The sequence below is a fragment of the Gemmata obscuriglobus genome (genome assembly GCF_008065095.1).
Taxonomy (GTDB): domain Bacteria; phylum Planctomycetota; class Planctomycetia; order Gemmatales; family Gemmataceae; genus Gemmata; species Gemmata obscuriglobus.
Genome location: NZ_CP042911.1, coordinates 3,926,913 through 3,952,195 on the forward strand (window position 1 = coordinate 3,926,913; position 25,283 = coordinate 3,952,195).

Annotated in this window: 24 protein-coding genes and 3 pseudogenes; 14 read left to right on the forward strand and 13 right to left on the reverse strand. The window is 65.9% G+C overall.

Translation table 11 applies throughout. From position 1 onward, the window contains the following. Positions 1–19 precede the first annotated feature (19 nt). Positions 20–1,148, reverse strand: a protein-coding gene (locus GobsT_RS16300) for an IS3 family transposase (protein ID WP_417936340.1) whose coding sequence is annotated in 2 segments (ribosomal slippage) — positions 20–868 and positions 870–1,148 — 1,128 coding nt in all. Because the reading frame shifts where the segments join, the coding sequence is not laid out codon by codon here. Between the two features lie 90 nt (positions 1,149–1,238). Between GobsT_RS16300 and GobsT_RS16305 the strand changes: the two genes are divergently transcribed. Beyond that, complete coding sequence (locus GobsT_RS16305; RefSeq protein ID WP_261340067.1) at positions 1,239–1,970, forward strand: transposase; 732 nt, start codon at positions 1,239–1,241, stop codon at positions 1,968–1,970. Here GobsT_RS16305 and GobsT_RS16310 read toward each other — a convergent pair. Further along, a complete protein-coding gene (locus GobsT_RS16310; protein ID WP_010033207.1) occupies positions 1,930–3,087 on the reverse strand; it encodes a transposase in 1,158 nt (385 codons plus the stop codon). The genes GobsT_RS16305 and GobsT_RS16310 overlap by 41 nt on opposite strands. A 207-nt stretch (positions 3,088–3,294) precedes the next feature. On the opposite strand from GobsT_RS16310, the gene GobsT_RS16315 reads away from it, so the two are divergent. The 5 genes and pseudogenes from GobsT_RS16315 (at position 3,295) to GobsT_RS16345 (ending at position 8,098) form a co-directional block, all read left to right on the forward strand. Then, a complete protein-coding gene (locus tag GobsT_RS16315; RefSeq protein WP_029600695.1) occupies positions 3,295–4,626 on the forward strand; it encodes an IS701 family transposase in 1,332 nt (443 codons plus the stop codon). A 37-nt stretch (positions 4,627–4,663) separates the two neighbouring features. Continuing rightward, complete coding sequence (locus tag GobsT_RS16320; protein ID WP_197905121.1) at positions 4,664–4,975, forward strand: hypothetical protein; 312 nt, start codon at positions 4,664–4,666, stop codon at positions 4,973–4,975. Between the two features lie 978 nt (positions 4,976–5,953). Further along, positions 5,954–7,125 (forward strand): annotated as a pseudogene (locus GobsT_RS16335) (IS3 family transposase). A gap of 31 nt (positions 7,126–7,156) precedes the next feature. Continuing rightward, positions 7,157–7,459 (forward strand): hypothetical protein, encoded by a 303-nt coding sequence (locus GobsT_RS16340; protein ID WP_050790288.1) that lies wholly within the window; start codon positions 7,157–7,159, stop codon positions 7,457–7,459. A gap of 45 nt (positions 7,460–7,504) precedes the next feature. Then, the gene (locus GobsT_RS16345) at positions 7,505–8,098 is read left to right on the forward strand and encodes a transposase (RefSeq protein ID WP_330591474.1); all 594 of its coding nucleotides are present in this window, start codon (positions 7,505–7,507) and stop codon (positions 8,096–8,098) included. A gap of 235 nt (positions 8,099–8,333) precedes the next feature. On the opposite strand, the gene GobsT_RS41065 is transcribed toward GobsT_RS16345, so the two are convergent. Together GobsT_RS41065 and GobsT_RS16355 are read right to left on the reverse strand one after the other, a co-directional pair. Next, positions 8,334–9,544, reverse strand: a protein-coding gene (locus GobsT_RS41065) for an ISAzo13 family transposase (protein WP_417936405.1) whose coding sequence is annotated in 2 segments (ribosomal slippage) — positions 8,334–9,073 and positions 9,073–9,544 — 1,212 coding nt in all. Because the reading frame shifts where the segments join, the coding sequence is not laid out codon by codon here. Positions 9,545–10,678: 1,134 nt separating this feature from the next. Continuing rightward, on the reverse strand, positions 10,679–11,635 hold the full coding sequence (locus GobsT_RS16355; RefSeq protein WP_010042070.1) for a YsnF/AvaK domain-containing protein: 957 nt from the start codon (positions 11,633–11,635) through the stop codon (positions 10,679–10,681). 724 nt (positions 11,636–12,359) lie between these two features. Here GobsT_RS16355 and GobsT_RS37800 point away from each other — a divergent pair. Continuing rightward, positions 12,360–12,500, forward strand: a complete 141-nt coding sequence (locus GobsT_RS37800; protein WP_162542156.1) for a hypothetical protein — start codon at positions 12,360–12,362, stop codon at positions 12,498–12,500. 185 nt (positions 12,501–12,685) lie between these two features. Here GobsT_RS37800 and GobsT_RS41070 read toward each other — a convergent pair. Beyond that, positions 12,686–14,427: pseudogene (locus GobsT_RS41070) on the reverse strand (ISAzo13 family transposase). Here GobsT_RS41070 and GobsT_RS16375 point away from each other — a divergent pair. The 3 genes from GobsT_RS16375 to GobsT_RS16385 all read left to right on the forward strand — a co-directional run bounded on the left by GobsT_RS16375 (position 14,426) and on the right by GobsT_RS16385 (position 16,241). Further along, positions 14,426–15,554, forward strand: a protein-coding gene (locus tag GobsT_RS16375; RefSeq protein ID WP_417936319.1) for an IS3 family transposase whose coding sequence is annotated in 2 segments (ribosomal slippage) — positions 14,426–14,704 and positions 14,706–15,554 — 1,128 coding nt in all. Because the reading frame shifts where the segments join, the coding sequence is not laid out codon by codon here. The pseudogene GobsT_RS41070 and the gene GobsT_RS16375 overlap by 2 nt on opposite strands. A 61-nt stretch (positions 15,555–15,615) precedes the next feature. Next, positions 15,616–15,858, forward strand: coding sequence for a transposase (locus tag GobsT_RS40475; protein ID WP_081471706.1), 243 nt, complete (start codon positions 15,616–15,618; stop codon positions 15,856–15,858). Next, positions 15,855–16,241 carry a transposase gene (locus GobsT_RS16385; protein WP_010042085.1) on the forward strand — a complete coding sequence of 129 codons (387 nt, stop codon included), beginning with the start codon at positions 15,855–15,857 and terminating at the stop codon, positions 16,239–16,241. Before GobsT_RS40475 ends, GobsT_RS16385 begins: the two co-directional genes overlap by 4 nt. 363 nt (positions 16,242–16,604) lie before the next feature. Here the strand turns inward: GobsT_RS16385 and GobsT_RS41075 are convergent, their stop codons facing one another. Together GobsT_RS41075 and GobsT_RS16395 are read right to left on the reverse strand one after the other, a co-directional pair. Further along, positions 16,605–16,685, reverse strand: a complete 81-nt coding sequence (locus tag GobsT_RS41075) for a TIGR02996 domain-containing protein (RefSeq protein ID WP_010042087.1) — start codon at positions 16,683–16,685, stop codon at positions 16,605–16,607. A gap of 42 nt (positions 16,686–16,727) precedes the next feature. After that, positions 16,728–17,156: a hypothetical protein gene (locus GobsT_RS16395; RefSeq protein WP_010042089.1), complete on the reverse strand. Its 429-nt coding sequence runs from the start codon at positions 17,154–17,156 to the stop codon at positions 16,728–16,730. Positions 17,157–17,651: 495 nt separating this feature from the next. Here GobsT_RS16395 and GobsT_RS40480 point away from each other — a divergent pair, with 495 nt between their 5' ends. Further along, positions 17,652–18,350, forward strand: coding sequence for an ISAs1 family transposase (locus tag GobsT_RS40480; RefSeq protein ID WP_010042091.1), 699 nt, complete (start codon positions 17,652–17,654; stop codon positions 18,348–18,350). Position 18,351: 1 nt separating this feature from the next. Continuing rightward, on the forward strand, positions 18,352–18,798 hold the full coding sequence (locus GobsT_RS40485) for an ISAs1 family transposase (protein ID WP_010042093.1): 447 nt from the start codon (positions 18,352–18,354) through the stop codon (positions 18,796–18,798). Between the two features lie 285 nt (positions 18,799–19,083). On the opposite strand, the gene GobsT_RS16410 is transcribed toward GobsT_RS40485, so the two are convergent. The 5 genes and pseudogenes from GobsT_RS16410 to GobsT_RS16425 all read right to left on the reverse strand — a co-directional run bounded on the left by GobsT_RS16410 (position 19,084) and on the right by GobsT_RS16425 (position 21,553). Beyond that, positions 19,084–19,545: a hypothetical protein gene (locus GobsT_RS16410; RefSeq protein ID WP_010042099.1), complete on the reverse strand. Its 462-nt coding sequence runs from the start codon at positions 19,543–19,545 to the stop codon at positions 19,084–19,086. A gap of 358 nt (positions 19,546–19,903) precedes the next feature. Then, a complete protein-coding gene (locus GobsT_RS41080) occupies positions 19,904–20,350 on the reverse strand; it encodes an SRPBCC family protein (RefSeq protein WP_417936406.1) in 447 nt (148 codons plus the stop codon). Beyond that, positions 20,342–20,800, reverse strand: a pseudogene (locus tag GobsT_RS41085) (SRPBCC family protein); the annotation flags it as partial. The gene GobsT_RS41080 and the pseudogene GobsT_RS41085, both read right to left, overlap by 9 nt. Beyond that, positions 20,784–21,137 carry an ArsR/SmtB family transcription factor gene (locus tag GobsT_RS16420; RefSeq protein ID WP_010042108.1) on the reverse strand — a complete coding sequence of 118 codons (354 nt, stop codon included), beginning with the start codon at positions 21,135–21,137 and terminating at the stop codon, positions 20,784–20,786. The pseudogene GobsT_RS41085 and the gene GobsT_RS16420, both read right to left, overlap by 17 nt. 77 nt (positions 21,138–21,214) lie before the next feature. After that, complete coding sequence (locus GobsT_RS16425; RefSeq protein WP_010042111.1) at positions 21,215–21,553, reverse strand: DUF3634 family protein; 339 nt, start codon at positions 21,551–21,553, stop codon at positions 21,215–21,217. A 468-nt stretch (positions 21,554–22,021) separates the two neighbouring features. On the opposite strand from GobsT_RS16425, the gene GobsT_RS16430 reads away from it, so the two are divergent. After that, positions 22,022–23,704 carry an ArnT family glycosyltransferase gene (locus GobsT_RS16430; protein ID WP_010042113.1) on the forward strand — a complete coding sequence of 561 codons (1,683 nt, stop codon included), beginning with the start codon at positions 22,022–22,024 and terminating at the stop codon, positions 23,702–23,704. 43 nt (positions 23,705–23,747) lie between these two features. On the opposite strand, the gene GobsT_RS16435 is transcribed toward GobsT_RS16430, so the two are convergent. Further along, positions 23,748–24,782, reverse strand: a complete 1,035-nt coding sequence (locus tag GobsT_RS16435; RefSeq protein WP_010042116.1) for a type II secretion system F family protein — start codon at positions 24,780–24,782, stop codon at positions 23,748–23,750. A gap of 87 nt (positions 24,783–24,869) precedes the next feature. Here GobsT_RS16435 and GobsT_RS16440 point away from each other — a divergent pair, with 87 nt between their 5' ends. Then, complete coding sequence (locus GobsT_RS16440) at positions 24,870–25,250, forward strand: DUF309 domain-containing protein (RefSeq protein ID WP_010042118.1); 381 nt, start codon at positions 24,870–24,872, stop codon at positions 25,248–25,250. Positions 25,251–25,283: the final 33 nt, after the last annotated feature.

The window sequence follows — 25,283 nt, forward strand, 5'->3', positions numbered from 1 at the left end:
AAAAAGTTGCTATCCTTCGCTACTGTTTCGTCGGGGCCTTCGTGGCTCCGACGCCATACACCTGAGCCGGGGTGCGGTAGTCCAGGGACTGGTGTAACCGCTCGGTGTTGTAGAACCCGAAGTACGCCCGGAGCCCACTCTCCAGGGCCGGCACCGACTCGTACCCCTTGAGGTACACGTCCTCGTACTTGACGCTCCGCCACAGGCGCTCCACGAACACGTTGTCCAGGCACCGGCCCCGCCCGTCCATGCTCACCGCGACCCCGGCCCGCTCCAATCGCCCGACCCACGCGGCGGCCGTGAACTGGACTCCCTGGTCCGTGTTGAACACCTCCGGCTTGCCCCGGCCCAAGGCCTCCTCCAGCATGTCCTGGCAGAATGACCCGTCCAACGTGTTGGACAGTCGCCAGGCCACCACGTACCGGCTGAACCAGTCCATCGTTGCGGCCAGGTACATGAACCCGGTGGGCATCGGGATGTACGTGATGTCCGTGCTCCACACCTGATGGACCCGGTCGATGGCCACGCCCCGCAACAGGTACGGGTACACCTTGTGCCCGGACCCGACCGACAGCTTGGGCTTGGGGTACATGGCCTCCAACCCCATGATCCGCAACAGCCGCTGCACCCGCTTGCGGTTCACCTCGTGGCCCTGGGTGCCCAGCCACGCGGCCATGCGCCGGCTCCCGTAGAATGGGCACGTGGTGTACTGCTCGTCGATCAACCGCATCAGCGTCAGGTTCTCCGCGCTCTCCGGGGTCGGCTCGTAGTACACCGTCGAGCGGTTCAATCCGATCAGCTCGCACTGGCGCCGGACGCTCAGCTCCGGGTGCTCGGCCTCGATCAGGGCACGCTTGGCCTCAGCCGAGGGCGGCCGATTTTTTTTTCACCCAGTCGAGTTCCACCTTGAGGCGGCCGATCTGCTCGTACAACTCGGTCGTCTTGTCTTCCGGGGGGCCGGTGCCCTTCGCCCCCGAGGCGAACACGGCCTCGGCCCCGGTGAGCAACTGCTTCTTCCACCCATGAATCAGGGTCGGGTGGACGCCGTGCTGACTCGCCAGTTCGTTGATGGTCTTGTCGCCCTTGAGGGCCGCCAGCGCGACCTGGGCCTTGAACGCCGCCGAGTGACTCTTCCGCTTGCCCGCCATGGGTTCCCCTTTCCTGGGCCTCCGGTATAGCTTAACCGGCGGTCCAGTTTTCGGGGTCCACTATACTCCTTCGACCGCCTGGAGGTTCTGATCCTCGACGGCAAGAGTCTCAAGAAGGTGGCCAAGCGACTCGTCGACACGCGGGGCACACCGGGCAAGCTCTTGGGCGGAAAACTGCTCGTGGCGTACCGGCCCCGTGACGGGTTGGTGCTCGACATGGCGGCCGATCTCGATGGCGAAACCAACGAGGCCAAACTGATCCCCGATTTGATGCCCCGAGTGCACGCCCGAGGCGGTCCGGCGAAACTGGTGGTCGGGGATCGGTTGTTCTGTGCGTCGAAGCACTTCGCCGAGTTCACCAAGGACAATGGTCATTTCGTGGTGCGGTACGCGCGGACCCTGTCGTTCGAACCCGACCCGAAGCGCCCCGCGGTCACGACCGCGGACCCATCCCAACGAGCCGTGGTCGAAGAATGGGGGTGGGCCGGGAAGCCCAAGGACAAGCTCCGCCGGTACGTCCGGCGGATCACCGTCGCGCGCCCGGTGGGCGAAGCGATTACAATCCTCACGGACCTGCTCGATTCGGCCCCATACCCGGCGACCGATCTGTTGGACCTGTACCGCATCCGGTGGACCATCGAAGGCACGTTCCAAAAGGTGACGGCGATCTTCGCCCTGGGTCGGTTCATCGGTTCGACACCGGAGGCGACCGTGTTTCAGGCGTCGATGTGTTTCGTCCTCGCGAACGTGGTGCAGGTCCTCCAGGGCTATGTCAGTAGTTTCAAGTTGGCGGCTTGGTTTTGTTGGCCGATCGTGCAGTAGTAATGGACTTATTTTCGCCATCTGTAGGTGCCAGCCCATCGGCCAACAGTATCAGGCATACCGCCGCCAGTGTCCACCCGAGGCCGCGGGCTGAGCGGGACCACAACCAGGCGTTACGCAGGATCAGCCCGACGGCCACCCACAGGAGTCGCACGACCCCATCGGTGGTCGAGGTCCGGGGCCGAACCTGCCCCAACTGGCGGTAGCTGCTCTCGATCCCGAATCGGGTCCGGTACAGGTCCCGAATCGCCACCGGGCTCCCGCTCACCCGCCACGCCGCGTACAGTAACTTCTTGCTCCGCCGGCCCCCGGTCCGCCGGTACCGGTAGCTCTTGTGAGCGATCACCACGTGCACCCGCACCGAGGTGCCCCGATCCGCGTGGGTGTACGCATATCGACCCGCGCCCCGCCGCCGCACGGCCCGCAACCCGACCCCCTTCACCCCGGGCCGGGGCTTGCGGCCCCGGACCACGGCCGGGATCACGAACGGCACACCCCGCGCCTGGAGCAACCGCATCACCGCGATCGAGAAGAACGCCTTGTCCAGCAGCGCGACCCGGACCGTAACCCGTGCCGCCGTCACCTGATCCAACAGCCGGGTGAGCACCGCGGTCATCGGCTCCTTCTCGCCCACGGCCGTCAACCCGAGCGTGTACCGGTCCGGTCCCCCGACGAGGCACGCGGTGGCGTACGTGTGGAACGTGTGGGTGCCGCCGGCCCCCTTGGACCGGGTGGTGTCCCGGTTCGGCGTCCCGAAGTACCCGATCCGGTGGTAGTCGATCGCGACCCGAGCCGCCCGCTTCCGCTTGCCGAGCGGGGCGTGGAGGGCCGGCCGCAACCGCCGCTCGAGGGTGCGGCGCCGCTTGGGCAGCGTGAGGTACAAGCAATCCCAGATGGCCTGCCCGGACGGGGCGTCGGCGATCGCGGCACAGGCCGCGGCCACCGAGCGGGCGAACGCCGCGGCGAACAGCACCACCCGCCACACCACCTCGGGTGTACAGGTGCGGCGACGCTTGGGCAGTTGGACCGCACGGCCGAGCCAGTCGGTCAGGACCGGACGGAGGTGCCGGGTGGCGTGGGCCGGGGTGGCTCGGATAGACTGACGTTTGGGTCGCATGGGGGCTCCGACAGTGGAGGCGTGGTAACCACCATTGACCGGTAAACCCATGCGGCCCGCTACTCATAAATCGCCCAACTTGAAACTACCTGTACTTTCCGCGAATTTGTAGGTCGGGAGGTGATGGTGGGTTCGGAGTAGACGAGTGCCGGCCCGTCCGGGAGGATGGCGTTACCACACGACCAGCCACCCCGAACGGACACGGCCATGCCATCTGCGCATACTCCGTCCCCGCGTTGCCACTGGTTTTCGGTTCTGGCCGGGGCACTGGATCGGCGCTCGGGTCGGCGGTTGGCGGCCCTGTTCCTGGGTGTGCTGCTGGCCCGCGGGCGGCACGCCCTGAGTTGCTGGATTCGGGCGGCCGGATTATCGTCCCAATACCGCCGCTGTTACCCCACCGCGGCCGCGGTCGGGCGCCGGGTCGAGCGCATCGCGACCCGGTTGTTGGTCGAGATCCTCAAGCCCCTGGTGACCGGGCCGCGGGTGGTGCTGGCGTTGGACGACACACCGACCGCCCGGTACGGACCGAAGGTACAAGGGGCCGGGGTGCATCACAACCCGACACCCGGGCCGGCCGGGAGCGCATTCGTGTACGGGCACGTGTGGGTGGTGCTCGGGTTGCTGGTGGCGCATCCACTGGGTGGGGTCGTGGCTCTGCCCCTGTTGGCCCGGTTGTACATCCGGAAGGCGAACCTGGGCGCGGTGCGGGCGACCGATCGGCCCCGGTTCGCCACCAAGCTGGCGATGGCCGTTGACCTGGTGCGGTGGGCGCACGGATGGCTGAAGATGTGGGGCATGGCGGTGTGGGTGGTGGCCGACGGGGCGTACGCCCAGGGGCCGGTGCTGAAGCCGCTGCGGAAGCTCGGGGTGACGGTGGTGAGCCGGCTCCGCCGGGATGCGGCCCTGTGCTCGTTACCGCCCGCGCGGGAGCCCGGGCTGCGCGGGCGCCCGCGGGTGTACGGAACGGCACGGATCTCGTTGGCCAAGCGGGCCGGGCACAACGGCGGGTGGAGCACCGGCACGTTCACCGTGTATGGGAAGACCGTCGAGAAGCGGTACAAGACGTTCGTGGCCACCTGGCGCCCGGCCGGTGGGGCGATCCGGGTGGTGCTGGTGGACGAGCCCCACGGATGGGTCGCGTTCTTCAGCACCGACCCGGGCGCGACGGTGACCGACATCTTGGAACGGGTGGCCGACCGGTTCACCCTGGAGACGTGCTTCCGGGATCTCAAACAAGTCGCCGGGACGGGCCAGCAACAGGTGCGCGGGGTGCCGTCGAACGTCGGGTGCTTCCACCTGTGTGCATGGGCGCACACCCTGACCGAGGTGTGGGCCTGGGCTCGGAACGCGGACGAGTTGGTGGGGCACCGGTCCGCGTCCCCGTGGGACGATCCGAGCCGGCGCCCGAGTCACGCGGACAAGCGCCGGGCCTGGCAACACGAGCTGTTGGCCGAGGAGATTCGGGCCGTTGTGGGCGAGCACCACGACCACACGAAAATCCGCGACCTCGCCTACCGGTGCTTGGACTTGGCCGCGTGAGCACGGCTGATTCGCGGAAAGTACAGAACTACTGTATGTGGTTGCGAAGCGGAAGGTGACCATCGACGACCTCTCGACGGCGCAGTTCTGCACGGACTGGCATCGTCAGTTGGCCGCGCTCAAGGAGTTGGTCGAGGTGTCGATGATCGTGTCCCTGATCCCGACGGATCAGACGGCAGAGAGTGTGGGAACGTTGTTGGATCAGTTATTGGGCACGATGTGGAAGCCGGGCTGGGACAAGACACGCAACAAGGCGCCCCGTGCCCACCCGCACGCCGCGAAACAGAAGGGGGCACACACCTCCGTCCAACGGCGTCGACAAGCCCACAAGCCCAACGAGGATCCCTGAACTCAGTTGTGCACAGCACTGGGGTCAAGCTCTGGCGGACTTCGCCGGGTGGGCCGACCCGGACCGGCGCAAGGTGCTCGTGTTCATCTTGGACGGTTCGCGCGGACACACGGCCAAGGGGCTCCGCGTGCCGCCCAACGTGGTGCTCCATCGTCAGCCGAGTTGCACCCCGGAGCTCCAACCCGCCGAGCACTTGTGGCCACTCGTCCGCGAGGGACGAGCCAACCGGGTGTTCGACGACCGGAATGGGCGGACCGCGACGCTGACTACCCGGCGCCAGTGGCTCATGGCCCCCCGCGGTTGTCGGCCGGGCCGTCGAGTTTTACTGCGCCGTCGCCGCCTGACAGTTACGGATCAATCGGATTTCAGTAGTTTCAAGTTGGCGGCGATTTAGGAATAGCGGGCCGCATGGGTTTGCCGGTTAATGGTGGTTACCACGCCTCCATTTCCGGAGCCCCCCATGCGGCCCACGAATCAGTCGATCCGAGGAACCCCGGGTCACGCCAAGGTGCATCCGCGCCCGGTGCTCACGGACTGGCTCGGTCGTGCCGTTCCATTACCCAAGCGGCGCCCCACGTGCACCCCGGAGGTGGTGTGGCGGGTGATCCTGTTCGCGGCCGCGTTCGCCCGGTCGGTCGCGGCCGCGTGCGCCGCCGTGGCCCAGGCCCCGTCCGGGCGAGCCGTTTGGGACGGCTTGTACCTGCTGGCCCGGCCCAACCGGCGGCGGACCCTCGAGCGGTGGTTGCTCCCGGCCCTCCACGCCCCGCTCGGGGCGCGCAAGCGGACGGCCCATGTGGCCATTGACTACCACCGGATCGGGTTACTTCGGGAAACCCAACCGGGATACCACCCGGTCCAAGGAGGCGGGCGGCCCCCACAACTTCCACACGTACGCCACCGCATGTCTCGTCTGAAGTTCCCCACGAATGGTGGACAGTGGGAAAGCGGTGTAAACTCTGAACAGAAGGAGACACACCGATGGCTGGCACGCGCAAGGTGTACACGGCGGAGTTCAAGCTCTCAGCCGTCCAGATGATTACCGAGCAGAAGCTCTCCGTGGCCGAGGTGGCACGCCGCCTCGGGGTCACCGAGAACCGGCTCCACGACGGGAAGAAGGGGGTCCTCAAGAAGGGTGCCGAGGCGTTCCCGGGATCGGGGCACCTGACCCCGGTCGAAGAAGAGCTGCGACAACTCCGGGCCGACGTCAAGCGACTGGAGATGGAGCGCGACATCCTCAACAAAGCCACGGCGTTCTTCGTCACCCAGATGAACTGACCTTCGCCGGGATCGAGGAACGCAAGGCCGCGTGGCCCATCGCGTTGATGTGCCGGGTGCTGGGGGTGTCGCGGTCCGGGTTCTACGCGTGGCGGTCGCGGGAGCCCAGTGCCGCCGAGGTCCGACGCGAGGAGTTGACCGAAGAGGTGAAGGCCATTCACGCCCAGGTGAAGGCCCGGTACGGGAGCCCGCGCATCCACGCCGAGCTGGCGGCGAACGGGCGCGCGTGCAGCGTGAACTTCGTGGCCCGGGTGATGCGCGAGGCCGGGATTGCCGCGAAAACCAAACGCAAGTTCCGTCAGACGACGGACTCCAACCACGGGTTGCCGGTGGCCGAGAACGTGTTGGCTCGGGCGTTCGACCCGGACGAGCCGAACACGCGCTGGTGTGCCGACATCACATACATCCCGACCCGCGAGGGGTGGCTGTACCTGGCGGTCGTGGAAGACCTGTTCCGCCGCCGGATCGTGGGCGGGTCGATGGATCCGACGAGGACCCGTCGGTTGGTGGTGGACGCGCTGGAGATGGCCCTGGCCCGTCGTCTCCAGGGGGCTTCGCCTTCGGCTCTGGTGGCGCACTCGGATCGTGGCAGTCAGTACGCCCGCGAGCATTATCAGCGTCGGTTGCGCGAGGAGCGGATCGCGTGCAGTATGAGCGGTGTGGGTCAGTGCTGGGATAATGCGGCCATGGAGTCGTTCTTCGCAAGCCTCAAGAAGGAACTGGTTCACGACGAGGACTACGCCACCCGCGATGAAGCCAAGGCGAGCATCGTCGAGTACATCGAGGCGTTCGACAACCGCGTCCGCCGGCACTCATCGCTGGGCGACGTTGCCCCAGATGAGTACGAACGAACGCACAACCAAACCCACCGCTAGAACCTGTCTACTTTTCGTGGGGAACTTCACCATGCCCGATACCCCGGAGAACCAGAACCAGTACCCGCACCCGGGCTCGCAAGCCGACGGCATCGGGTTCCCCCAGATCCGGTTGGTCGCCCTGTTCTGCCTGGCCTGTGGGACCGTTCTCGATGCGGCCCTGGGCCCAAGTCGGGGCAAGCAATCGGGCGAGACGGTCTTACTGCGTCAGATCGCCGGGAGCGTCGGGTCCGGGACCGTGCTCCTCGTGGACCGGTACTTCGGGGGCTGGTTCGACATGGCCTTGTGGCGGGAGCGGGGCGTCGACGTGGTGACCCGGATCCACCAGAAGTGAGCCACGGACTTCCGCCGGGGCCGGCGGTTGGGCCGTGACGACCACGTGGTGCGGTGGCCCAAGAGGCAACGCCCGGAGTGGATGGATCGCGACACGTACCTGCGGTTGCCGGACGAGTTGGAGATCCGTGAGGTGCGGGTGCGGGTGCCGGTGCGCGGGTTCCGGACCCGCGTGCTGGTGGTCGCCACGACCCTGACGGACCCGTCGATCCGGGCCACGGATCTGGGGGATCTATACCGCCAGAGGTGGCACATCGAGGTGGACCTGAGGAGCGTCCAGGTGACGTTGGGAATGGACGTGCTGCGGTGCAAGACGCCGGCCCTCGTGCGGAAGGAGGTGTGGGCCCATCTGCTGGCCTACAACCTGATCCGCACGGCCATGGCTCAGGTGGCTCAGGCCTCGGAACGCCGGCCACGCGAGTTAAGTGTGGCCGGCACGGTGCAGGCGCTGGCCGCGTTTGCCGAGGTGTTGGATACGGAGGCCGGGTATCAGGCGTTCGTCTGCGTGGTCCTGGCGTACCCGGTGGGCGATCGCCCCGACCGATTCGAACCCCGGGCACGCAAACGACGGCCCAAGCCCTACCCACCACTCACCGTACCCAGAGACCAAGCCCGAAAAAGGCTCGGTCGCTCGATTTAAGAACTCAGGAAGTGCCATTCAGATCAATCGGATTCGGTATCACACACCTCACGCACGTGCGCCTCGAAGGCGGCCACACCCTTCGGATTCGCGTTGAGCCAGTACCGGCTCTTGTGCGGTTGAAGTTCCGCCGCCTTTTAAAAAGGGTGTAACCGGTCGGGCTCTCGGAGGGAAGTTCAACAGCTTCAGGCACTTGCGTATTTGTCGATGGCGTTAGGGACTCGGCAAAAAATAACTATCCCAACGGAGGCAGTTCGTGGCCAGGGATGTCCACGAACCAATCGTTGAGATCCGGCAGCCGATGAACCTCGTCTTCGACCTGCGCCATTTCCTTTTTCGTCAAGCGGACGCCCTTCGGGTAGGCATCGGTCAGTACCTCAACGGTGGGATGCTTGCCGCCCCAGGTCATCGACCGGGCGAACCCGAGGACCGCTTCGCGGGTGTCTAACAGATCTCCGCCCCAGTGGTTCTCGAGTACCCCCCAGCAGTGCTCGATCGGGTTGTACTTGCTGTGGTAGGGCGGGTAATACGCCAGCCGCACGAGCCGCCTCCGCTGACGCGCCAAGGCCACCATCCTCTTGAGGAACTGGGTTCGCCGGCCTTTGTTCTCCGGCCCGTTGTCTTGGTTGATGACCAGTGTCCGGACCCGCGGGAAGCGCGGCTGGTGCTGTACCCACCAGCGGTCCAGGATGTCCACGATGAAATCGCTCGTCACCCGCGACGTCGTGAAGTACAGCCACAGGTCGCTGTCACGCGGCAGCAACAGCCCGTAGGGTGTCAGGACCTCTTCGGCCCGGAAGTCGTGGTCCGCGGCCTTCGTTCGTACTCGGTTCTTGCCCTTGCGCGAGTACGCCCCCACCTGAACACCGGCTTTCGCGTCCAGCGACAGCCGCAGCGTGTCGGCACTAGCGTCGGCCTGCGGGTTGATCTCCTTCAGCCGTGCGAAGATGGCATCGGTCTGGGGGATCTTTTTTTGGGCACGCACTTGAGAACCTTGGTCGGGTGGAACCCGAGGTCGTTGAGCTTGGTGCGGAGGGTTCGCGCCTGGGGCAACTGGTCCGCGCGGTACCCCTTCGTGGCGACCAGCTGACGCCGCACTTCTTCGGCCGTCAGCCGGGTATACAGGCGCAGGGTGCGGAACCGCGGGTCCGCCTGGCTCTGGCTGGTGACGAGGTCCCGGATGTCGGCCAGCAGGTCGGGCAATCGGTCCTCGGCACGGTGCCGGCCTCGCGCCGAGAACGCGTCGCGGGCCACGACGCCCGAGTTCAGTTCCCGCATGCCCTTGCGGATGGTGACCCGGTTCCACCCGAACGCCTCTTCGGCTCGGCGTTGACCGCCGGGACCCAACGCACGCACCACCCGGGCCATGAACAACCGTCGTTGCGCCCCGCGCAGATCGTTCGCCGCCTCGATCAACGCGGGCGTGAGTGTCTCGCCGAACGGAATCACAGCGACCTCCTGCGGGTACCACCGAGAAGGTCATCCTACGATACGAGACTTGGGATAGTTATTTTTTGCCGAGTCCCTTACTTGGTGGGCCTGGGATGTTGTTGGATTTCAGCGCTGCAACCCTGCGGAATCCAGGCGAAGCATGTCGGTGAGTACGGGCGCTACGAGCGGAGCGAAATCCGGAGCCCCGCCCGAATGCCCCGGTTCGGTCATGGAAGACGACGCCGAGCGGGAAAATCCCTTTGAAAACGTTGCTTTCCGCGAGAGCCCGACCGGTTACACCCTCACCATTTCCGGACTCAGTGCAACCGGCCCGTGAATGATCTGCATTCTTTCGCCCATTACCGCGCAACCGAGCGGACAAGGGGTTATAATCGTGTTTGTGAAAGATAAATTGATAATTATTAATTGTGACTGGAATTGAAGACGATAATCAGTTAGAGAAGGCAATTGACCCGGCGCAGCGAGTATTCTCCTGATCCCCGCCCACTTCGCGGCTTCTCCGTGCGGATAAACATGAGCCGCTGGCGCCGCCGAGGTGGGCGATCGGCGGGCACGACACTGCGGCGGCTTCCACCGTGCTACTTTTTGGGGGCGGCAGGCTTCGCCGGCGCAGCCTTCGCGCTCTTCTTCGGCTTCTTGGTTTCTTTCTTCTGGGAGTTGTTACCTTTGCCCACGGCAGATACCTCAGTTCGGAGTAAGTGACCTACTCGATGCTATACGACGCGAGGTGTGTCTGCGGAAGTTGGGTCATTGCTTTCTAAAGGGTTTTGATCGCCCCTTCACTTCCCGCCCCGGGCCAACTCAGTTCGTCCGTCTACCGGTTCTCCCGACGGGTTGTGGGAGAACCCTTGCTGTCCTGCCGGGTTATAAACCGTTCTCTGATAACCGCGCCTCGTGCGCCCGCGCTGGCTTTCGTTCGGATGAGATGCGTGTTTCACCCATTCATTGGTATGTTGCTGCTAAACCCGATAGCTTTCGCTGTTCCGTCAAACCTCAGTTAGGCGGCGTGTCTGGGAGATTTCTTCGTCGAGAAAAACGGCGGCAGAGGGCGGTGAAGCCCTCTGGTTCGCAGTGCCCGTGTTTGAGTTCATGCGTTACCTGGTAGCGACGGCTTGCCGAGTAAAGGCGCTATGACTTCCGGCTTCCCGGCTTAACGCTTTGGTGGACGGTCGCGTCGCCCTCGGACTCGACCACCGCCTCTTCCTTGCGAACGGTTCCGCTAACGGTCTTGTTCTCTCGCACTTTCCGCGTGCCGACAGTCACCTCCTCGGTGACGACCGGCTCTTTGGTGACGCGAACCCGCTCTTCCTTCACCGGGATGCGAATCTCTTCGGCGTTCATTTCGGCGGACGCCGCACGACCACTTGCCGGGCGGCGCTCGACGACCACTTCCTCGCGCTCGACCGGGACGGTGATCTGCTTCTGCTCCGTGTGAACCTCCTTGCGCACTTTCACCCGCCCGGTTTCGATCGTGTCCTTCTTGGCCCGCAACTCCTCCTCGCGGAGTTGGATCACACGCCCGTCTTCCGAACGGAACTCGCCGTCGGCCACCAGGTTGGCCCGGTCGGCCCGGACCGCGCCCCAACCGGTGCGATCGAACCCGCTGCGACGGTGCATGATGTCACGTGCCTCGAGCGCGCGCCCGTTGGCTTCAACGGTCACGAGGTACCGGCCGCTTTGTACTTCGTTCTGGTAGTACTCGGCATCCTCTTCCGGGACGCCCCATCCGACCAGCGCGCCCGCGATGCCACCCGCAGCCGCCCCGGCACCGGCACTGAGCAGGGCCGCGGCCAGTGGCCCGACGGCCAGCACCGGGCCGATCACCGGAATCACCCCGAGCGATACGGCCAAGGAACCGAGCGCCATGGCCCCGGCGCCAACGGCGGCCCCTGCAACTGCACCCTCTTCGGCGTACGTGTCGCCGGCCGCTCCGTCGGTCACAGTTTCACCGTTCTCGTTCTTGTAGACGAGCCCGATCTTGGCCTCATCGAACCCAGCGGCCTTGAGATCCTCAATGGCCTGCTCGGCGCGGCCCTTCGACTCGAACACGCCGACGGTGGCGGTGTGCTTCTTGCGCGTTGGCATGGTGCCGACCTCCAAAGGTGCGAAGCGATCCACTCGATCGCATCGCCCGTGATTCAGCACGGTGCGTGCCGCTCGACGGAGTAATTGCTGATGTGCGGTGTCACATCGCAACCGACACGTGGCAACACATGCGAGTCCCGGGGCGAAATTAAACGCAAAACAGAGTCGAGGTTCTTTGGACGATCTGAAACGCGGAAGGCCACGGTCCTTCCGACGGCTCTGGCGTCAGGTGCTCTGGTTCTCGGCACAATCCTGACAGGGAAAATACCCCGCGGCGAGTGCCTCGCGCGGTTGAGGACCATCCCGACAAAAATGCCCGGCACTGGCCCGCGAGAATTGGGTGTACCGCGCCCACCCGACGGACTATTTTCTCACGCCGCTGCGCGATCTGTGATCTCACGCGCGTTTCAGAACCGGTCCGGGGAACGCTGCTCAAGCGATCTCGGCTCTCTTACGAACGCGTAGCGGTAGAACCGAATTTCGCTCGTGGACAGAAGCAGGCTCCGCCGATGTATCGAATCGGGTGTAACCGGTCGGGCTCTCTGAGGGAAGTTCAACAGCTTCAGGCACTTGCGTATTTGTCGACGGCGTTACTTGGTGGGCCTGGGATGTTCTTGGATTTCAGCGCTGCAACCCTGCGGAATCCAGGCGAAGCATGTCGGTGAGTACGGGAGCTACGAGCGAAGCGAAATCCGGAGCCCCGCCCGAATGCCCCGGTTCGGTCATGGAAGACGACGCCGAGCGGGAAAATCCCTTTGAAAACGTTGCTTTCCGCGAGAGCCCGATCGGTTATACCCATTCGAATCAACCTTTCACATGGCTGTTGTTTTTTGGGTTCTCCGCCAAGCTTGTGGAAAAGTACTGAACCGACGTATCATGTTCGAGCCGGGCGCGGCGGCCCAGCCCACTCCGAGCTTCGCGATGGCCAACACAACCGGGTCGAACTTCTGGGCCGAACGCCTCGACTTAGGCATGAGCGGGATGTTACCTTCCCAGTTCTTTGGGTCGGATGGTGAGGCTCCACTTGGGCAGTGTGGGTGAGCGGGTCAGTCATGCGGCGATGGGGCGGAACACGGTCTTCGTCAGCCGCACGCCCCGCTCGTATGCGGCAGTCGTCTCCCGGATGATCGGCCGGAGCCCCCGCCACGTCATCGTCCCCGCCCACCGCAACACGTCGGCCACCGACGACAGCAACGCCCCATTCCAGTGCCGCTCCAGGATCCCCCAGCACCGCTCGATCGGGTTTTACTTGCTGTGGTGCGGCGGCAGGTACGCCAGTTCCACCGTCACCCGGTGCCGGTCCGCGAACCCCACCATGCGGTTCAGGAATTGGGTCCGGGAGCTGGCGACCTCGGGGCCGTTGTCCAGTTCGATGTGCAACCGCCGGACGCCGCCGTGGACTACCTTCCGCTCGTTCCACCAAAGGTCCAACCCGTCGGCCAGGAAGTCGCTCGTCTCCTTCGAGTGGCCGAACAGGAACCACGGCTGGTGGATCGGCACCGCCCCGCGGTTCATCTCCAGAACCCCGAACGGGACCAAGATGGACTCGGGAGCTATGTCGTGATCGAGAGCTCTCACCGCCTCGCCGCCGCGGGCCTCGCCGCCGCGGGAGAAGTCGCCCACCTTCACCTTCGCCTTGGTATCTATGGAGATCCTCAGTGCGTCCTGATCGGCCGCGGTCTCGGCGCGGGTTTGCTGGACGTGGGCGAAGATGGCGTCGGTCTGGGGGACCTTTTTTGCGGCCGCGCCTTCTGAACCCGGCGGAGCTTGTACCCGAGGCGGTTCAGGATGTCACCGACGGTCTGGCGGGTCGGTACCTTCCCGGCCCGTTCGGGGACGGCCAGCAACGCCTCGCGGACGGCCTTGGCGGTGACTCGGGTGTAGGCGAACGGGGTCTGGAACGTGGGGTCGGCCTGGGCGTGTGGATCGACCAGGCGGCGGATGTGGGCTTCGACCTCGGGGTGCAAGTCCTCGGTCGCCGTCCGCCCGCGGGATTCGAAGTCCTCGACGCACCGGATGCCGGTCCGGAGTTCGTTCAGGCCGGTGTGGACGGTGCCGCGTCCCCACCCGAAGGTGGTCTCGGCGTGGCGGGCGGAGCCGCCGCAGTAGGTATGAGCCATCTCGGCTTGGAATCGTCGCCGCTTGTGCCCGGTGAGCAGCGTCGCGGCGAGTAGGATGGCCCGCCGCGCGTCGTCCGTGAGTTCTGCCATCACGACCTCCCCCGTGAGGCATACCTTGTAGCCGATCCCAGAGGTCACTGGGAGATCACCTTCCCGCTCATGCCTTACCGGGCGTCGTCGTCGTCCACCATGACGACGACGTGCCCAACAAGGGCATCGTTTCACCGTGACGCCACGCCACGCGGTGGGCATTTGTCCGCACTGCGGCAAGCCCACCGAGGCTATCAAGCGGCGCCGCAATCGCGACCGAATCGTGGACCGGCCGATCGGCTCTCGGGCGGTCGAGTTAACCGTTCGGGCCGATCCGTTCGCATGCGGCGCGCGCGTTGCTTCACCCCGCCGATCGACTTCTTGGCGGACGGTGCCCATGCCGCCGAGCGCGTGCTCCGCCGGGCCGCCGAACTGATCAACATGCCGATGTGGCCAACTCGGCCCGGTTCTTCGCGCTACCCGAGAAGAGCCGGGTCCGCAGGTATTACGAGTACCTGGAGCGCCAGCAGCAGCGGGCCGCGAAGGTCCCGACGCCCCCGATCCGGCGCATCGGGTATAGTGGACCCCGAAAACTGGACCGCCGGTTAAGCTATACCGGAGGCCCAGGAAAGGGGAACCCATGGCGGGCAAGCGGAAGAGTCACTCGGCGGCGTTCAAGGCCCAGGTCGCGCTGGCGGCCCTCAAGGGCGACAAGACCATCAACGAACTGGCGAGTCAGCACGGCGTCCACCCGACCCTGATTCATGGGTGGAAGAAGCAGTTGCTCACCGGGGCCGAGGCCGTGTTCGCCTCGGGGGCGAAGGGCACCGGCCCCCCGGAAGACAAGACGACCGAGTTGTACGAGCAGATCGGCCGCCTCAAGGTGGAACTCGACTGGGTGAAAAAAAAATCGGCCGCCCTCGGCTGAGGCCAAGCGTGCCCGGATCGAGGCCGAGCACCCGGAGCTGAGCGTCCGGCGCCAGTGCGAGCTGATCGGATTGAACCGCTCGACGGTGTACTACGAGCCGACCCCGGAGAGCGCGGAGAACCTGACGCTGATGCGGTTGATCGACGAGCAGTACACGACGTGCCCGTTCTACGGGAGCCGGCGCCTGGCCGCGTGGCTGGGCACCCAGGGCCACGAGGTGAACCGCAAGCGGGTGCAGCGGCTGTTGCGGATCATGGGGTTGGAGGCCCTGTACCCCAAGCCCAAGCTGTCGGTCGGGTCCGGGCACAAGGTGTACCCGTACCTGTTGCGGGGCGTGGCCATCGACCGGGTCCATCAGGTGTGGAGCACGGACATCACGTACATCCCGATGCCCACCGGGTTCATGTACCTGGCCGCAACGATGGACTGGTTCAGCCGGTACGTGGTGGCCTGGCGACTGTCCAACACGTTGGACGGGTCATTCTGCCAGGACATGCTGGAGGAGGCCTTGGGCCGGGGCAAGCCGGAGGTGTTCAACACGGACCAGGGAGTCCAGTTCACGGCCGCCGCGTGGGTCGGGCGATTGGAGCGGGCCGGGGTCGCGGTGAGCATGGACGGGCGGGGCCGGTGCCTGGACAACGTGTTCGTGGAGCGCCTGTGGCGGAGCGTCAAGTACGAGGACGTGTACCTCAAGGGTTACGAGTCGGTGCCGGCCCTGGAGAGTGGGCTCCGGGCGTACTTCGGGTTCTACAACACCGAGCGGTTACACCAGTCCCTGGACTACCGCACCCCGGCTCAGGTGTATGGCGTCGGAGCCACGAAGGCCCCGACGAAACAGTAGCGAAGGATAGCAACTTTTTGGTCTAGACAATGGGGTCCACTGTAGGGGTCGACGAACTGTCATTAAAAAGCGGCACCGGCCGCTCGTCGCCGTGATCGTCGATCACGGCCACCGGTGTGTGCTCGACGTGCTGGAGGACCGCGAGAAAGCGACGGCTGTGGCGTACTTGGAAGCGGCCAAGGGGAGCGGCTTGTTGGCGTCGGTGGAGGAAGTGACGACGGACATGTGGTGCGCCGACGCCGAAGCCGCGCGGGACGCATTCGGCGAGGCATCGCCATTACGATCGAACGGTTCCACGTCATGAAGAGCTTCCAGGATCGCCTGACGGCGGCCCGTCGGGAGTTGCCGCGCGGGCGGCCCGCGGAGGCCAGGGCGAAGCTCAAAGGGGGCCGTTGGTGGTGGGTGACGAACCCGGAGAACCTGTGCCAGGAGCATCCGGAATCGTTCGCCGAACTGCGCGTTCAGTTGCCGGTGCGGGCGGCGTTGTGGGAACAGCGGGAGCAACTCCGCGCGATCTTCGAGGACCGAACGATTCGGACCCCGGAAGGCGGGCGGGAACGGTTGGAGGGTTGGATCGCCGGTGTTCGGAAGTTGCGATTGGCCGCGTCGGAGAAGTTCTGCAAGACGCCGACGAACTGGATGGGGAAGATCACTCACTACTTTCGAGCGCGCAGCTGTAACGGTTGAACGGAAGGGCTCAACCACGGCATCCGGACCATCCTCTGGCGGGCGTTCGGGAGGGTCAACTTCAAGAACTTCCGCCTCCGCGTACTGCACCGGTTCGGATGCCCTAAAGAATGAACTCCCCCAAGACTGGTGGAGAACCACTTTACCCAAACCACGGGAGCAGTGTTTCAAGGAGTAGCCGAGCACCTTAGACCACGCGCGTCCGTGATCCTTTAGTAGCTTCTCCTCATGTGCCTTGAGTTCAGCTCGGCTCGGATCGTCGTCGGACAGGTGGGCAAGTGCAACTTGTGTGCGGATGAAATTAGCCCGTGCGGGAACCACGTCTGGGGTGGCTTCAGACCATGCGCTGGGGTGCTCGGCAAGTCAGTCGGCGAACACCAATCGTGGGGTGTCGTCGTCGAGATTGTTCAAGATCGCGTCGATGAACCCGGCGAGTTCAGACATCAGGTGTCGCACTAATTGGAATGGGTGTAACCGGTCGGGCGCTCAAACGGCGAGCGGCCAATCGAGTCCCCGGAGTACCGTTCGGTTCGGGTAGAGGCGTTCGGTCTCGGCCTCGATCCGATGTTGCTGGAACGTCTCCCACGACCCGTTGAGGTACTCGCTGCGGACATCCAACATGGCTTGCGCGCCGTCCCGGGTCCACCGCATCCCGGACCGCTCCATCCGATCTTTCACATACGACCGACACGCGCCCTCGATCACCCCGCTGGCGATCGGGTACCCCTTCGCCAGGTACTCGTCGTACCGCATCCGAATCTCGTTCCCCTTCAGGTACCGACAGATCGTCCCCAAGCGGGACCTCTTCGATTTGCACAGGCGCCGCCGTGTGCCCATGCGCCGCAACCCGATCACCACCCCGCGGTTGTCGCCCGCCAACATGCGGTGTAACCGGTCCCGCACGAACGGCACCACGTCGTCGCTCCCCTCCGGGTGGAACAGGTGCGCCGCCTGCCACAGCCGGGGGGGCCACGTGCAGCAGGTCCAGAACCTCCACGGCGCCCGCCGGCAGGTGCTCGCGGCACCCGCCCCACCGCGCCTCCTGGCCGTCCATCACGCACACCACCTCTTTCGTCGCACCCGGGTTCCGCCGCCCCAACTCCGCACCGAGCCACTCGAAAACGGCTCCGATCGGCTCACCCAGCGAGCCGTCCGGGGCGGCACTGAGCCGGCCCCACACGTTCTTGCCCGCCGGTTCGGGGCAGGCGCGGGGTAGAGTCGCGTCCCCGCGCGGGTCGCGGAACAGGGCCGCCACCACCTGCGCCGGGGTTCGCACGTGCCGGTCCACCGAGTACACGGCCCCGACAATGGCCATCCGCTTCTTGTTCGCTTCAGGGCTACGCACGGATTGGTGTTGGGTAAGTTGCGGCGTGTGGGTATGTGCGGTTCCTCATTTTAGGAGCGGCACACATGGCCTGGTCCCTGGTCGAGCGTTTGGCGGAGTTACCGGACCCGCGGAGCCGTCACGGTCGCCAGTATCCGCTGGTCGGGCTATTGACCTTGTGCCTGGTGGCGGTGATGGGCGGGCACACCACGCCCGAGGCGATCTCTCAATTCGGGCGGCTGCGGCAGAAGCGGTTGGGTCACGCGCTGGGGTTTCGTAACGGCAACATGCCGTGTCCCAACACCATCGCCGGGCTGCGGCGGCGGTTGGACCCGGACCGCCTGGACGCGATCATCGGGGCGTGGCTCAGGGATCGGCACCCGGACGGGTGGGAGCACCTGGCGTTGGACGGCAAGCGGCTGTGCGGGTCGCGCGACGGCCAGGTGCCGGGCACCCACCTGCTGGCGGCGTACGCCCCACAGGTGTCCGCGGTGGTCGCCCAGATGACGGTCGAGGCCACGACCAACGAGCACAAGGCGGCGCTCCGGTTGTTGGGCGTGTTGCCCTCGCTGGGTGGGACCGTAGTCACCGGTGATGCCATCTTCACCCAACCGGACGTGTGTGCCGCGGTGCAACACAAGGGTGGGGACTACATCCTGTACGCCAAGAGCAACCAAGGTACGCTACGGGCCGACCTGGAGGCCGCGTTCGCCACCGCCGCGGGTGGCGACTTTTCCCCCCGGGTTACAGGGCGCGTGGGATCGGGACGCGGGAACGGCAGTTGAGGTGAGCAAGGGGCACGGGCGGGTCGAGCGGCGGTCCATCACAACCACCACGTGGCTCAACGAGTACCTGACCCGGTGGCCCGGGGTGCAGCAGGTGTTCCGACTCGAGCGCCAGCGCCGGGCCGATGGGAAGACGACCGTGGAGGTGGTGTACGGGATCTCCAGCCTCAGCCCGGTGGCCGCGCCTCCGGACACGGTGCTCGGGTACACCCGCAGCCACTGGGGCATCGAGAGCTTGCACTACGTCCGCGATGTGACCTTGGACGAGGACCGATGCCGAGTGCGCCGGGGCACGGCACCGCGGGTGCTGGCGTCGCTGCGAAACGTGGCCGTGTACCTGCTCCGGCGCCTCGGCGCCGGCACCATCGCGGCGGCCGTTCGGACCGTCGTTGCCAGACCTGAGCTGGCGCTGGCTGCGCTCAACCAGCCAATTTCAATCTCTGAGTAGCCCTGTTGTTCGCTTTATCGCCCTTGCCCCGCCGGGCCTTGGGCTTCGGATCACGGGGCCGCGCCGCATCGAGATGCCCTTGCCGTCGGCCGAGGCCACGAACACCGCGCCCTCGTCGGACGGTGCCGGAACCGGACGCGCGTCCCGGAACGTCCCGACCGCGGCCCCCATGTGGCGGTTGTTGCCCTCCAGGGAATCGACCGGTTGCTCGACCCCGAGGATGTCCCCGAGGGTGGCCGCGACTCGGGCGAATGCGGACTCGGCTCCCAACGCCTGGTTCCACCCCTAGAGCAGGTACGAATACGCGCCGTCGGGCACCTGGAGCCGGTTGTCCAGCGGAACCAGGACGATCTTCTGTCCGTCCCGGGGGCCGTAGCAAGTGCGGGTCAACGTGAAGTCCCCGAACACCGACCGATACTCGCGGGTGTGGGTGGTCGGGAGCCGGCGGGCGCTCGACCCGTCCGGGAGTGGGACCTCGGGTCCCACGTCCCCGGTGCCGCTGAGCGCGAGGAACCGGGCGAACGCGGCCCGCCCCAACTTCAGCACCTGATCCCAGATGCCGCGCTCGACCTCGTGGGCCGGTTGCCCGCGCTCGGCCGCGTGACGAACGAAGTCGAGCAGGTGGTCGGTGAGCGTGCTCAGGGACGGGCATTGCCGATCTCGGCGACGTGTGCGATCATAGCTCCGGCCTTCTTGGTTCGGGTGATTGGTGGCGTGGTAACCCTGATTGTCCGCCAAGAAGGCCATTTCGTCGCTTCACTCACGCACAAAACCCCTACCGGACGGGACTTCACGCCGAGCGCCCGACCGGTTACACCCAATTGGAATCGCCAACCGGTTCCAATTGCTCGGCCGGTCAGATGATTTCGTGATTGCATGGATGCTAAATTGTGCAATCCTTGCCGTCAATCGTACGGATGGAACGCAGCGGGACGTGGGCATCCCTATGCCTTGAGTGTGGCCCGCTTGCTCCGCGAGCGGTGCTTCGCGCATCAAAGCAACAGGTGTTCAATGCGCCCAGCACGGCGTTGCCACCACTCGCGGAGCGAACCACACTCAAGACCAAAATGCCGTTGTCTCAAGAGCCGCTTTTGAGCGGGCGCGGTCACGCGGTGCCGAGGTGCCGCGCGAGCCGGTCGAAGTTCTGTTCGTTCGCGGCGACCACGAACCCGCGGACCCGCTGCGCCTCTGCCGCGTCCTCGAACCGCATGTGCCACGTCAGTCGCGTCCGCCCGCTCTCGTCGTCGAACGTCATGGACATCCGGAACCGGTGGACCGGCTCGATGTGGTCGAAGACCACTCGCAGGGGCTCCGCGACCTCGGCGAACACGCTTTCGTTGTGGTAGTCGGCGCCATCGGGGCCGTGCATCACGAGCTTCCAGACGCCGCCGGGGCGCGGGTCGAACGCCTGGATCGTGTTCGTGAACCCGTCCGGCCCCCACCAGTGCTTCAGTTGTTCCGGGTCGGTGAACGCCCGGAACAGGCGCTCGCGCGGCGCGTCGAACACGCGCGCGTTGACGATTTCGCCGCCCGCTTCGGCGAGTTCCGCCACGAGCGCCGCGAACCGGTCCAGTGTTTGCCGCCCGCCCTCGACGGCCCCGTACTCGCGGGCCGCGCGGTCGCGCGCCGCGGCCGACGGGAACACCGCCCGTAACGTCACCCGGGTCTTCCCGCCCGCGTCGTCGAACGTCACGGTGGTGTGGAACTCGACATGTTCGGCGGCCTCGCCCTCGTGTTGGTACACGAGCTTCGCGGGCCGCTCGACGGCGAGGTACGTGATCACGTTCGGGTAGTCGGTGCCGTCCGGCCCGTGCATCACGAACCGCCACGTCCCGCCGGGGCGCACGTCCATCGCTTCCGTGGTCGTGGTGAAGCCGTTCGGCCCCCACCAGTTCGACACGTGCGCCGGGTCGGTCCACGCGCTGAACACCAGTTCGCGGGGCGCGCCGATGTCGCGAACGGTTACGATCTCGCGGTCCGCCGTGTCATTCGCTGCCGCCATTCGGTTTCTCCTGCGCTTGCAGTTGCTGGAGGTACTGGTCGAGCCGGTCCAGTCGCTCGCCCCACAGCCGCTCGAAGGTCTTGACCCAGTCGTGGATCGGCCGGAGCCCGTCGGCGTTGAGGGAGTAGAGCCGCTGCTGCCCGGCCCCGCGCACCCGCACCAGTCCCACCTTCCGCAGCACACCGAGGTGTTTCGACGCCTGCGGCTGGGTGAGTTTGAGGGCCTGCACCACGTCGGTGACCGACCGCTCGCCTCGGGCGAGCAGATCGAGGATGTCGCGCCGCCGCGGTTCGCCGACCGCACTGAAGGCGTCGAGGGTAGTAGGTGAGCGGGGCATGGGGATTATATATTCCGATATGGGAATGTTTCGAGGTCAGTAGTCGAACCGTCGCGAATTGTACCGGATGGAAGTGGTCAGGGGCGGCGTCGCGAGCGTGGCACGGGCCATCCGAACTCGGCCCACCAGTTCCGAAGCTGTTGCTGTGCGGCGGGCGGAAAGTGGCCGGAGGTTTTCAGGCGGATGCGCCCGTTACTCGCAACGCCGAACACGAGGCCGCGCTGAATGCGGTGTGCGGCGGCCACCTCGCGCACGCGGTCGAGGAACGCCCCGGTTACGCGCCCGTGGACCGCGTGGGGTTCACCGTTCGCGATGCGGACCGTGAAGAGCGGGCGCGGCCGTGCAGCCTGGAGGATACCCCAAACGATGGCTCCGACGATGAGCAGCGCGATCACGTTGGGCAGGACGCTTTCCATTTGGCGGCTCGGAGCGTGGACGAACCGGGCGTTGACTGATGAACTGTATTATTAGCGGTTATCCATGCGTCGCTCGTGGGAGGCGTGTCGAACACCGAACGGGGAAGGGGGCCGGCGAACGATTCGCTACCTTGGGCGCGGTCGGAACACCAGCGGGGCTACCTTTTTATGAGAAGCTTGTGGTTGGGCATGGCGGTGCGGACCGTCTGCGGGCTGACCGCGCCCGCGGGCACTTCTTCCGGGGTGTCATCTCGATCGCCGCCGTTGGGAGGTCGAAGGCTCCCGCTCCGCCCAGCTTGGCGTCCACACACGACTCGTCGGCGCCGCCGAACAACTCCTGCCGGCTGAGCCCATCGGGCGTGACGACAATCACGGTCTCAGCAAGGTTAACGGCCGCTCCCCGCGCACCCCGGATTGACCGCCGCCGCACTTCTGTGCAATAACGCCACCACTTCCGGAGGCGGGCGCATGGACGGGGCCGAAAAGGGCGTGGTCGGGTGGTGCCGGTATTTGTTCACGGGACTTTTGTTCCCGGGCACCGCGGACGCGGACACGCGCGTGCGATCGCTCTCGTTGCTGCTCGTGCTGGTGCTGCCCGCGGCGCTGCTGTACCCCACCCGCGGGTTCCATTTGCTCGAACCCGACGAGGGGCGGTACGCCCAGATCCCCAAGGAAATGCTGGAGAGGGGCTCGTGGGTGGTGCCGACCCTCCAGGGCGAGGCGTACCTCGACAAGCCGCCGCTGATGTACTGGCTGGTGGCGCTCAGCTACCGGGCGTTCGGCACGACGCCGGAAGCGGCGCGACTCGTGCCCGCCCTGTGCGTTCACCTCACGATACTAGCAGTGTACCTGCTCGGTCGGCGGAGCATCGGCGAGCGCGGCGCGTTCTGGGCCGCCCTCCTGCTGTCTGTCGCGCCGGGGTTCGTGAGTGTGGCCCGACTGCTCCTGCTCGACGGACTCCTGGTCCTTTGCGTCACCACGTCGGTGCTGTGCGGGTTCGAGGCTGTTCGCACCGGCACCCTCAAGCGGGGCTGGTGGCTGCTGGCGGCGGTCGCGTCCGGGCTCGGGTTCCTGACGAAGGGGCCGATTTCGGAGGTGCTGCTGTTCGTGCCGCTGTGGGCGTTCGGGTTCCTGGCACGCGGCCCCTCAGCCCCTGCCGTCAGCCGTGAGGGAGGGGGGCGAGGTCCGGCCCGGGTCGCGTGGTACTGGTACCTGGTGTTCTTCGGCGTGGTGTTCGCCGTGAACCTGCCGTGGTACGTGGCCATTTACCTGCGCGAGCCGCAGTTCCTGAAGTACTTCTTCTGGGAACACAACGTAATGCGGTTCCTCCAGCCGTTCGACCACCTGCAACCGATCTGGTACTACGCGCCCATTCTCATCGGCGGGTTGCTACCGGGGACGATCCTGCTTGTCGCGTATGTATTCAACCTGTTGCGGTCCGCGCCCCAAGACGGCGCCAACCGGTCGCTCGCGGGCGGTTTCTGGCTGTTGACCGGCGCGTGGTGCGTGTTATTCTTCAGTTGCTCGGGGAGCAAGCTGCCCACCTACGTCCTCCCGGCGTACCCGTTCTTGTGTCTGGCGCTCGGCGAGTACGTCGCCCGGACGAGGTGGAACGTGCAGTTCCGCACCCGGGCGTTGATCGGGGGCATGGCGGCGTTCCTGCTGTTCGTTCACCACGTCGGTGTGCCGTGGTATGCGAAGGAGCGCTCGCCGTTCGGTGACCCGGAACTGGTGGGGCGGTTCGTGGCGGACCACGATGTGGCGGTGGTGTGCTTCCCGCGGAACTGCGATTCGCTCGCGTTCTATCACGACCGGTCCGACATGCGAAACGTGCGGACCAAGAGCGTGAACCAACTGCTGGTGGACTGCCACCACCGGCCGCGAACGGTGATCCTGTTCACCCACAGCGATTCCTTCACGGGGTTCAAGAGCACGCTGCCCCCGAGCCTCGAAATCGTCGAATCCGCGACCCTCAAGCGCAAAGTGAAGGGCTCGCTACTCGATAAGCTGACGGGGGCGACCCCCTGGGGGTTGTGCGACATGGCCGTAGTGGTGCCGAGGTACCACGTCCCGCCGAAGGACGGGGCCGAGCTTCAGTCGTTCCAGGTTCCAGGTTCCAAGTTCCACGGTCGAGCGCGGGCTTCGCGGTAGCTACCGGCTTCGTGCTGACTTGGAACCTGGAAACACACTTGCCTTACATCCCGCCCAGGGCTTCGCTGTACACGCCGGAGATCGCGGTGGCGATGCGGAAGATGAAGAAGATGATCATCAGCGCGACCATGCCGTAGATCATGTACCCGGTCATCTGGGCGGCGCCCTTCATCTTGCGGTCCGCGTCCTCGCGTAGGTGTTCCGCCAACCGGTCCATCACCTCCGACGTGTTGCCCGTCTCCTCGCCGGTCATCAGCGCGCCGATGAAGTCTTGCGGGAACGGGGCACGCGACGCCTCGAGCGCTTCGACCAGTTCGCTCCCGCGTTTCACGACCGCAACGGCCCGCTCCTCGCCCTGTTGGAACCGCGTGTTGCACGTCGCCCTGAAGCAGTAGTGCAGCGTCTTCTCGGCGCGTAACCCGGCCTCGGCGCACATCCGCAGGGACACGGCGAACCGGAGCAGCGCGAACGCCAGCAACGCCGGCCCCCACCCCGGTACGTTCAGGAACAGGCCTTCGAGCCGTGCCCGGAACTGGAGGTTTTCCGTGGCGATCTTCAGCACCACGAGAATCGAGCCCGCGAACGCCACCGCGCACCCCAGGAACGCCAGCGCGCCGGTGGTGCCGGTGAGCCCGAGCCCGGTCGGGTCCATCTTGCTGCCGAGCATCCCGAGGATGAAGATGAGGGCCGTGACGATGCCCACGGCGGCCACGTAATTGATGACCGGGTAAGCCATCTGCGCACGGAACCGGCGCTGCGTGGTGAGCGCCGCCGCGAAGTACTGCTCGAGTTCCTGGAACGTGTCATCGAGCCGGCCCGTTTGCTCACCCACCGCGACAAGTTCCACGAACAGGGGCGGGAATTTGTCGCGGTGCGGTTCGAGGGCGTCTTCGAGCGACGAGCCCTTTGCGAGCCTCTTGGCCAGGTCGCCGGCCAGCGCGCGGAGGGGGCGCGGACCGGATTTCGCTTGCTGTTTGAAGATCTTGAGCGGATCGAGCCCCGCGCTGAGACTGAACCGGAGCACCCGGCACCACTCCACGAGGGCCGGAAGCGGGCACTTGGAAGACGAAAACAGCATGGCTGTGGCGTCGCGAGGGAAGCGGATATCGTAGAAGACGCCGCGCGACAGACTCGATCTCGCGCACCGCTTCTTTTGGTATACCCGATGGCCGACGCGGCCGACACTGCCGATTCACCCGATCCGCGGTTCTTGGCGGGCGTGGACCTGTTCAACCGGGGCGCGTTCTTCGACGCGCACGAGGTGTGGGAAGAACTTTGGCGCGACTGCCCGGCCCCGGACCGGCGATTCTACCAGGCGCTGATTCAGGCCGCCGTCGCGCTGCACCATTTCGACCGCGGCAACCACACCGGTGCGGCCCGGCTGTACCGTTCGGGCCGGCGGTACATGGAACCGTACCGCCCGGCGTACAGGGGAATAGTCATCGATCCGTTCTGGGACGCGATGGCGGGGCACCTCGCGGTCGCGCTCGGAAATGCGGGCGGCCCCGCGCCGGCGCGCCCCGAGATCTCGCTGCGACCGGTGTAACGCGCCCGGCGACGACTACAACAAATACGATCA

Excerpts from the sequence above, each read along its gene's own strand:
- GobsT_RS16310 (WP_010033207.1), bottom strand. The coding sequence starts at position 3,087 with ATGCGACCCAAACGTCAGTCTATCCGAGCCACCCCGGCCCACGCCACC.
- GobsT_RS16315 (WP_029600695.1), top strand. The coding sequence starts at position 3,295 with ATGCCATCTGCGCATACTCCGTCCCCGCGTTGCCACTGGTTTTCGGTT.
- GobsT_RS16340 (WP_050790288.1), top strand. The coding sequence starts at position 7,157 with ATGCCCGATACCCCGGAGAACCAGAACCAGTACCCGCACCCGGGCTCG.
- GobsT_RS16355 (WP_010042070.1), bottom strand. The coding sequence starts at position 11,635 with ATGCCAACGCGCAAGAAGCACACCGCCACCGTCGGCGTGTTCGAGTCG.
- GobsT_RS37800 (WP_162542156.1), top strand. The coding sequence starts at position 12,360 with ATGGAAGACGACGCCGAGCGGGAAAATCCCTTTGAAAACGTTGCTTTC.
- GobsT_RS16385 (WP_010042085.1), top strand. The coding sequence starts at position 15,855 with ATGAAGAGCTTCCAGGATCGCCTGACGGCGGCCCGTCGGGAGTTGCCG.
- GobsT_RS41075 (WP_010042087.1), bottom strand. The coding sequence starts at position 16,685 with ATGTCTGAACTCGCCGGGTTCATCGACGCGATCTTGAACAATCTCGAC.
- GobsT_RS40480 (WP_010042091.1), top strand. The coding sequence starts at position 17,652 with ATGGCCTGGTCCCTGGTCGAGCGTTTGGCGGAGTTACCGGACCCGCGG.
- GobsT_RS16410 (WP_010042099.1), bottom strand. The coding sequence starts at position 19,545 with ATGGCCTTCTTGGCGGACAATCAGGGTTACCACGCCACCAATCACCCG.
- GobsT_RS16420 (WP_010042108.1), bottom strand. The coding sequence starts at position 21,137 with ATGCCCCGCTCACCTACTACCCTCGACGCCTTCAGTGCGGTCGGCGAA.
- GobsT_RS16425 (WP_010042111.1), bottom strand. The coding sequence starts at position 21,553 with ATGGAAAGCGTCCTGCCCAACGTGATCGCGCTGCTCATCGTCGGAGCC.
- GobsT_RS16430 (WP_010042113.1), top strand. The coding sequence starts at position 22,022 with ATGGACGGGGCCGAAAAGGGCGTGGTCGGGTGGTGCCGGTATTTGTTC.
- GobsT_RS16435 (WP_010042116.1), bottom strand. The coding sequence starts at position 24,782 with ATGCTGTTTTCGTCTTCCAAGTGCCCGCTTCCGGCCCTCGTGGAGTGG.
- GobsT_RS16440 (WP_010042118.1), top strand. The coding sequence starts at position 24,870 with ATGGCCGACGCGGCCGACACTGCCGATTCACCCGATCCGCGGTTCTTG.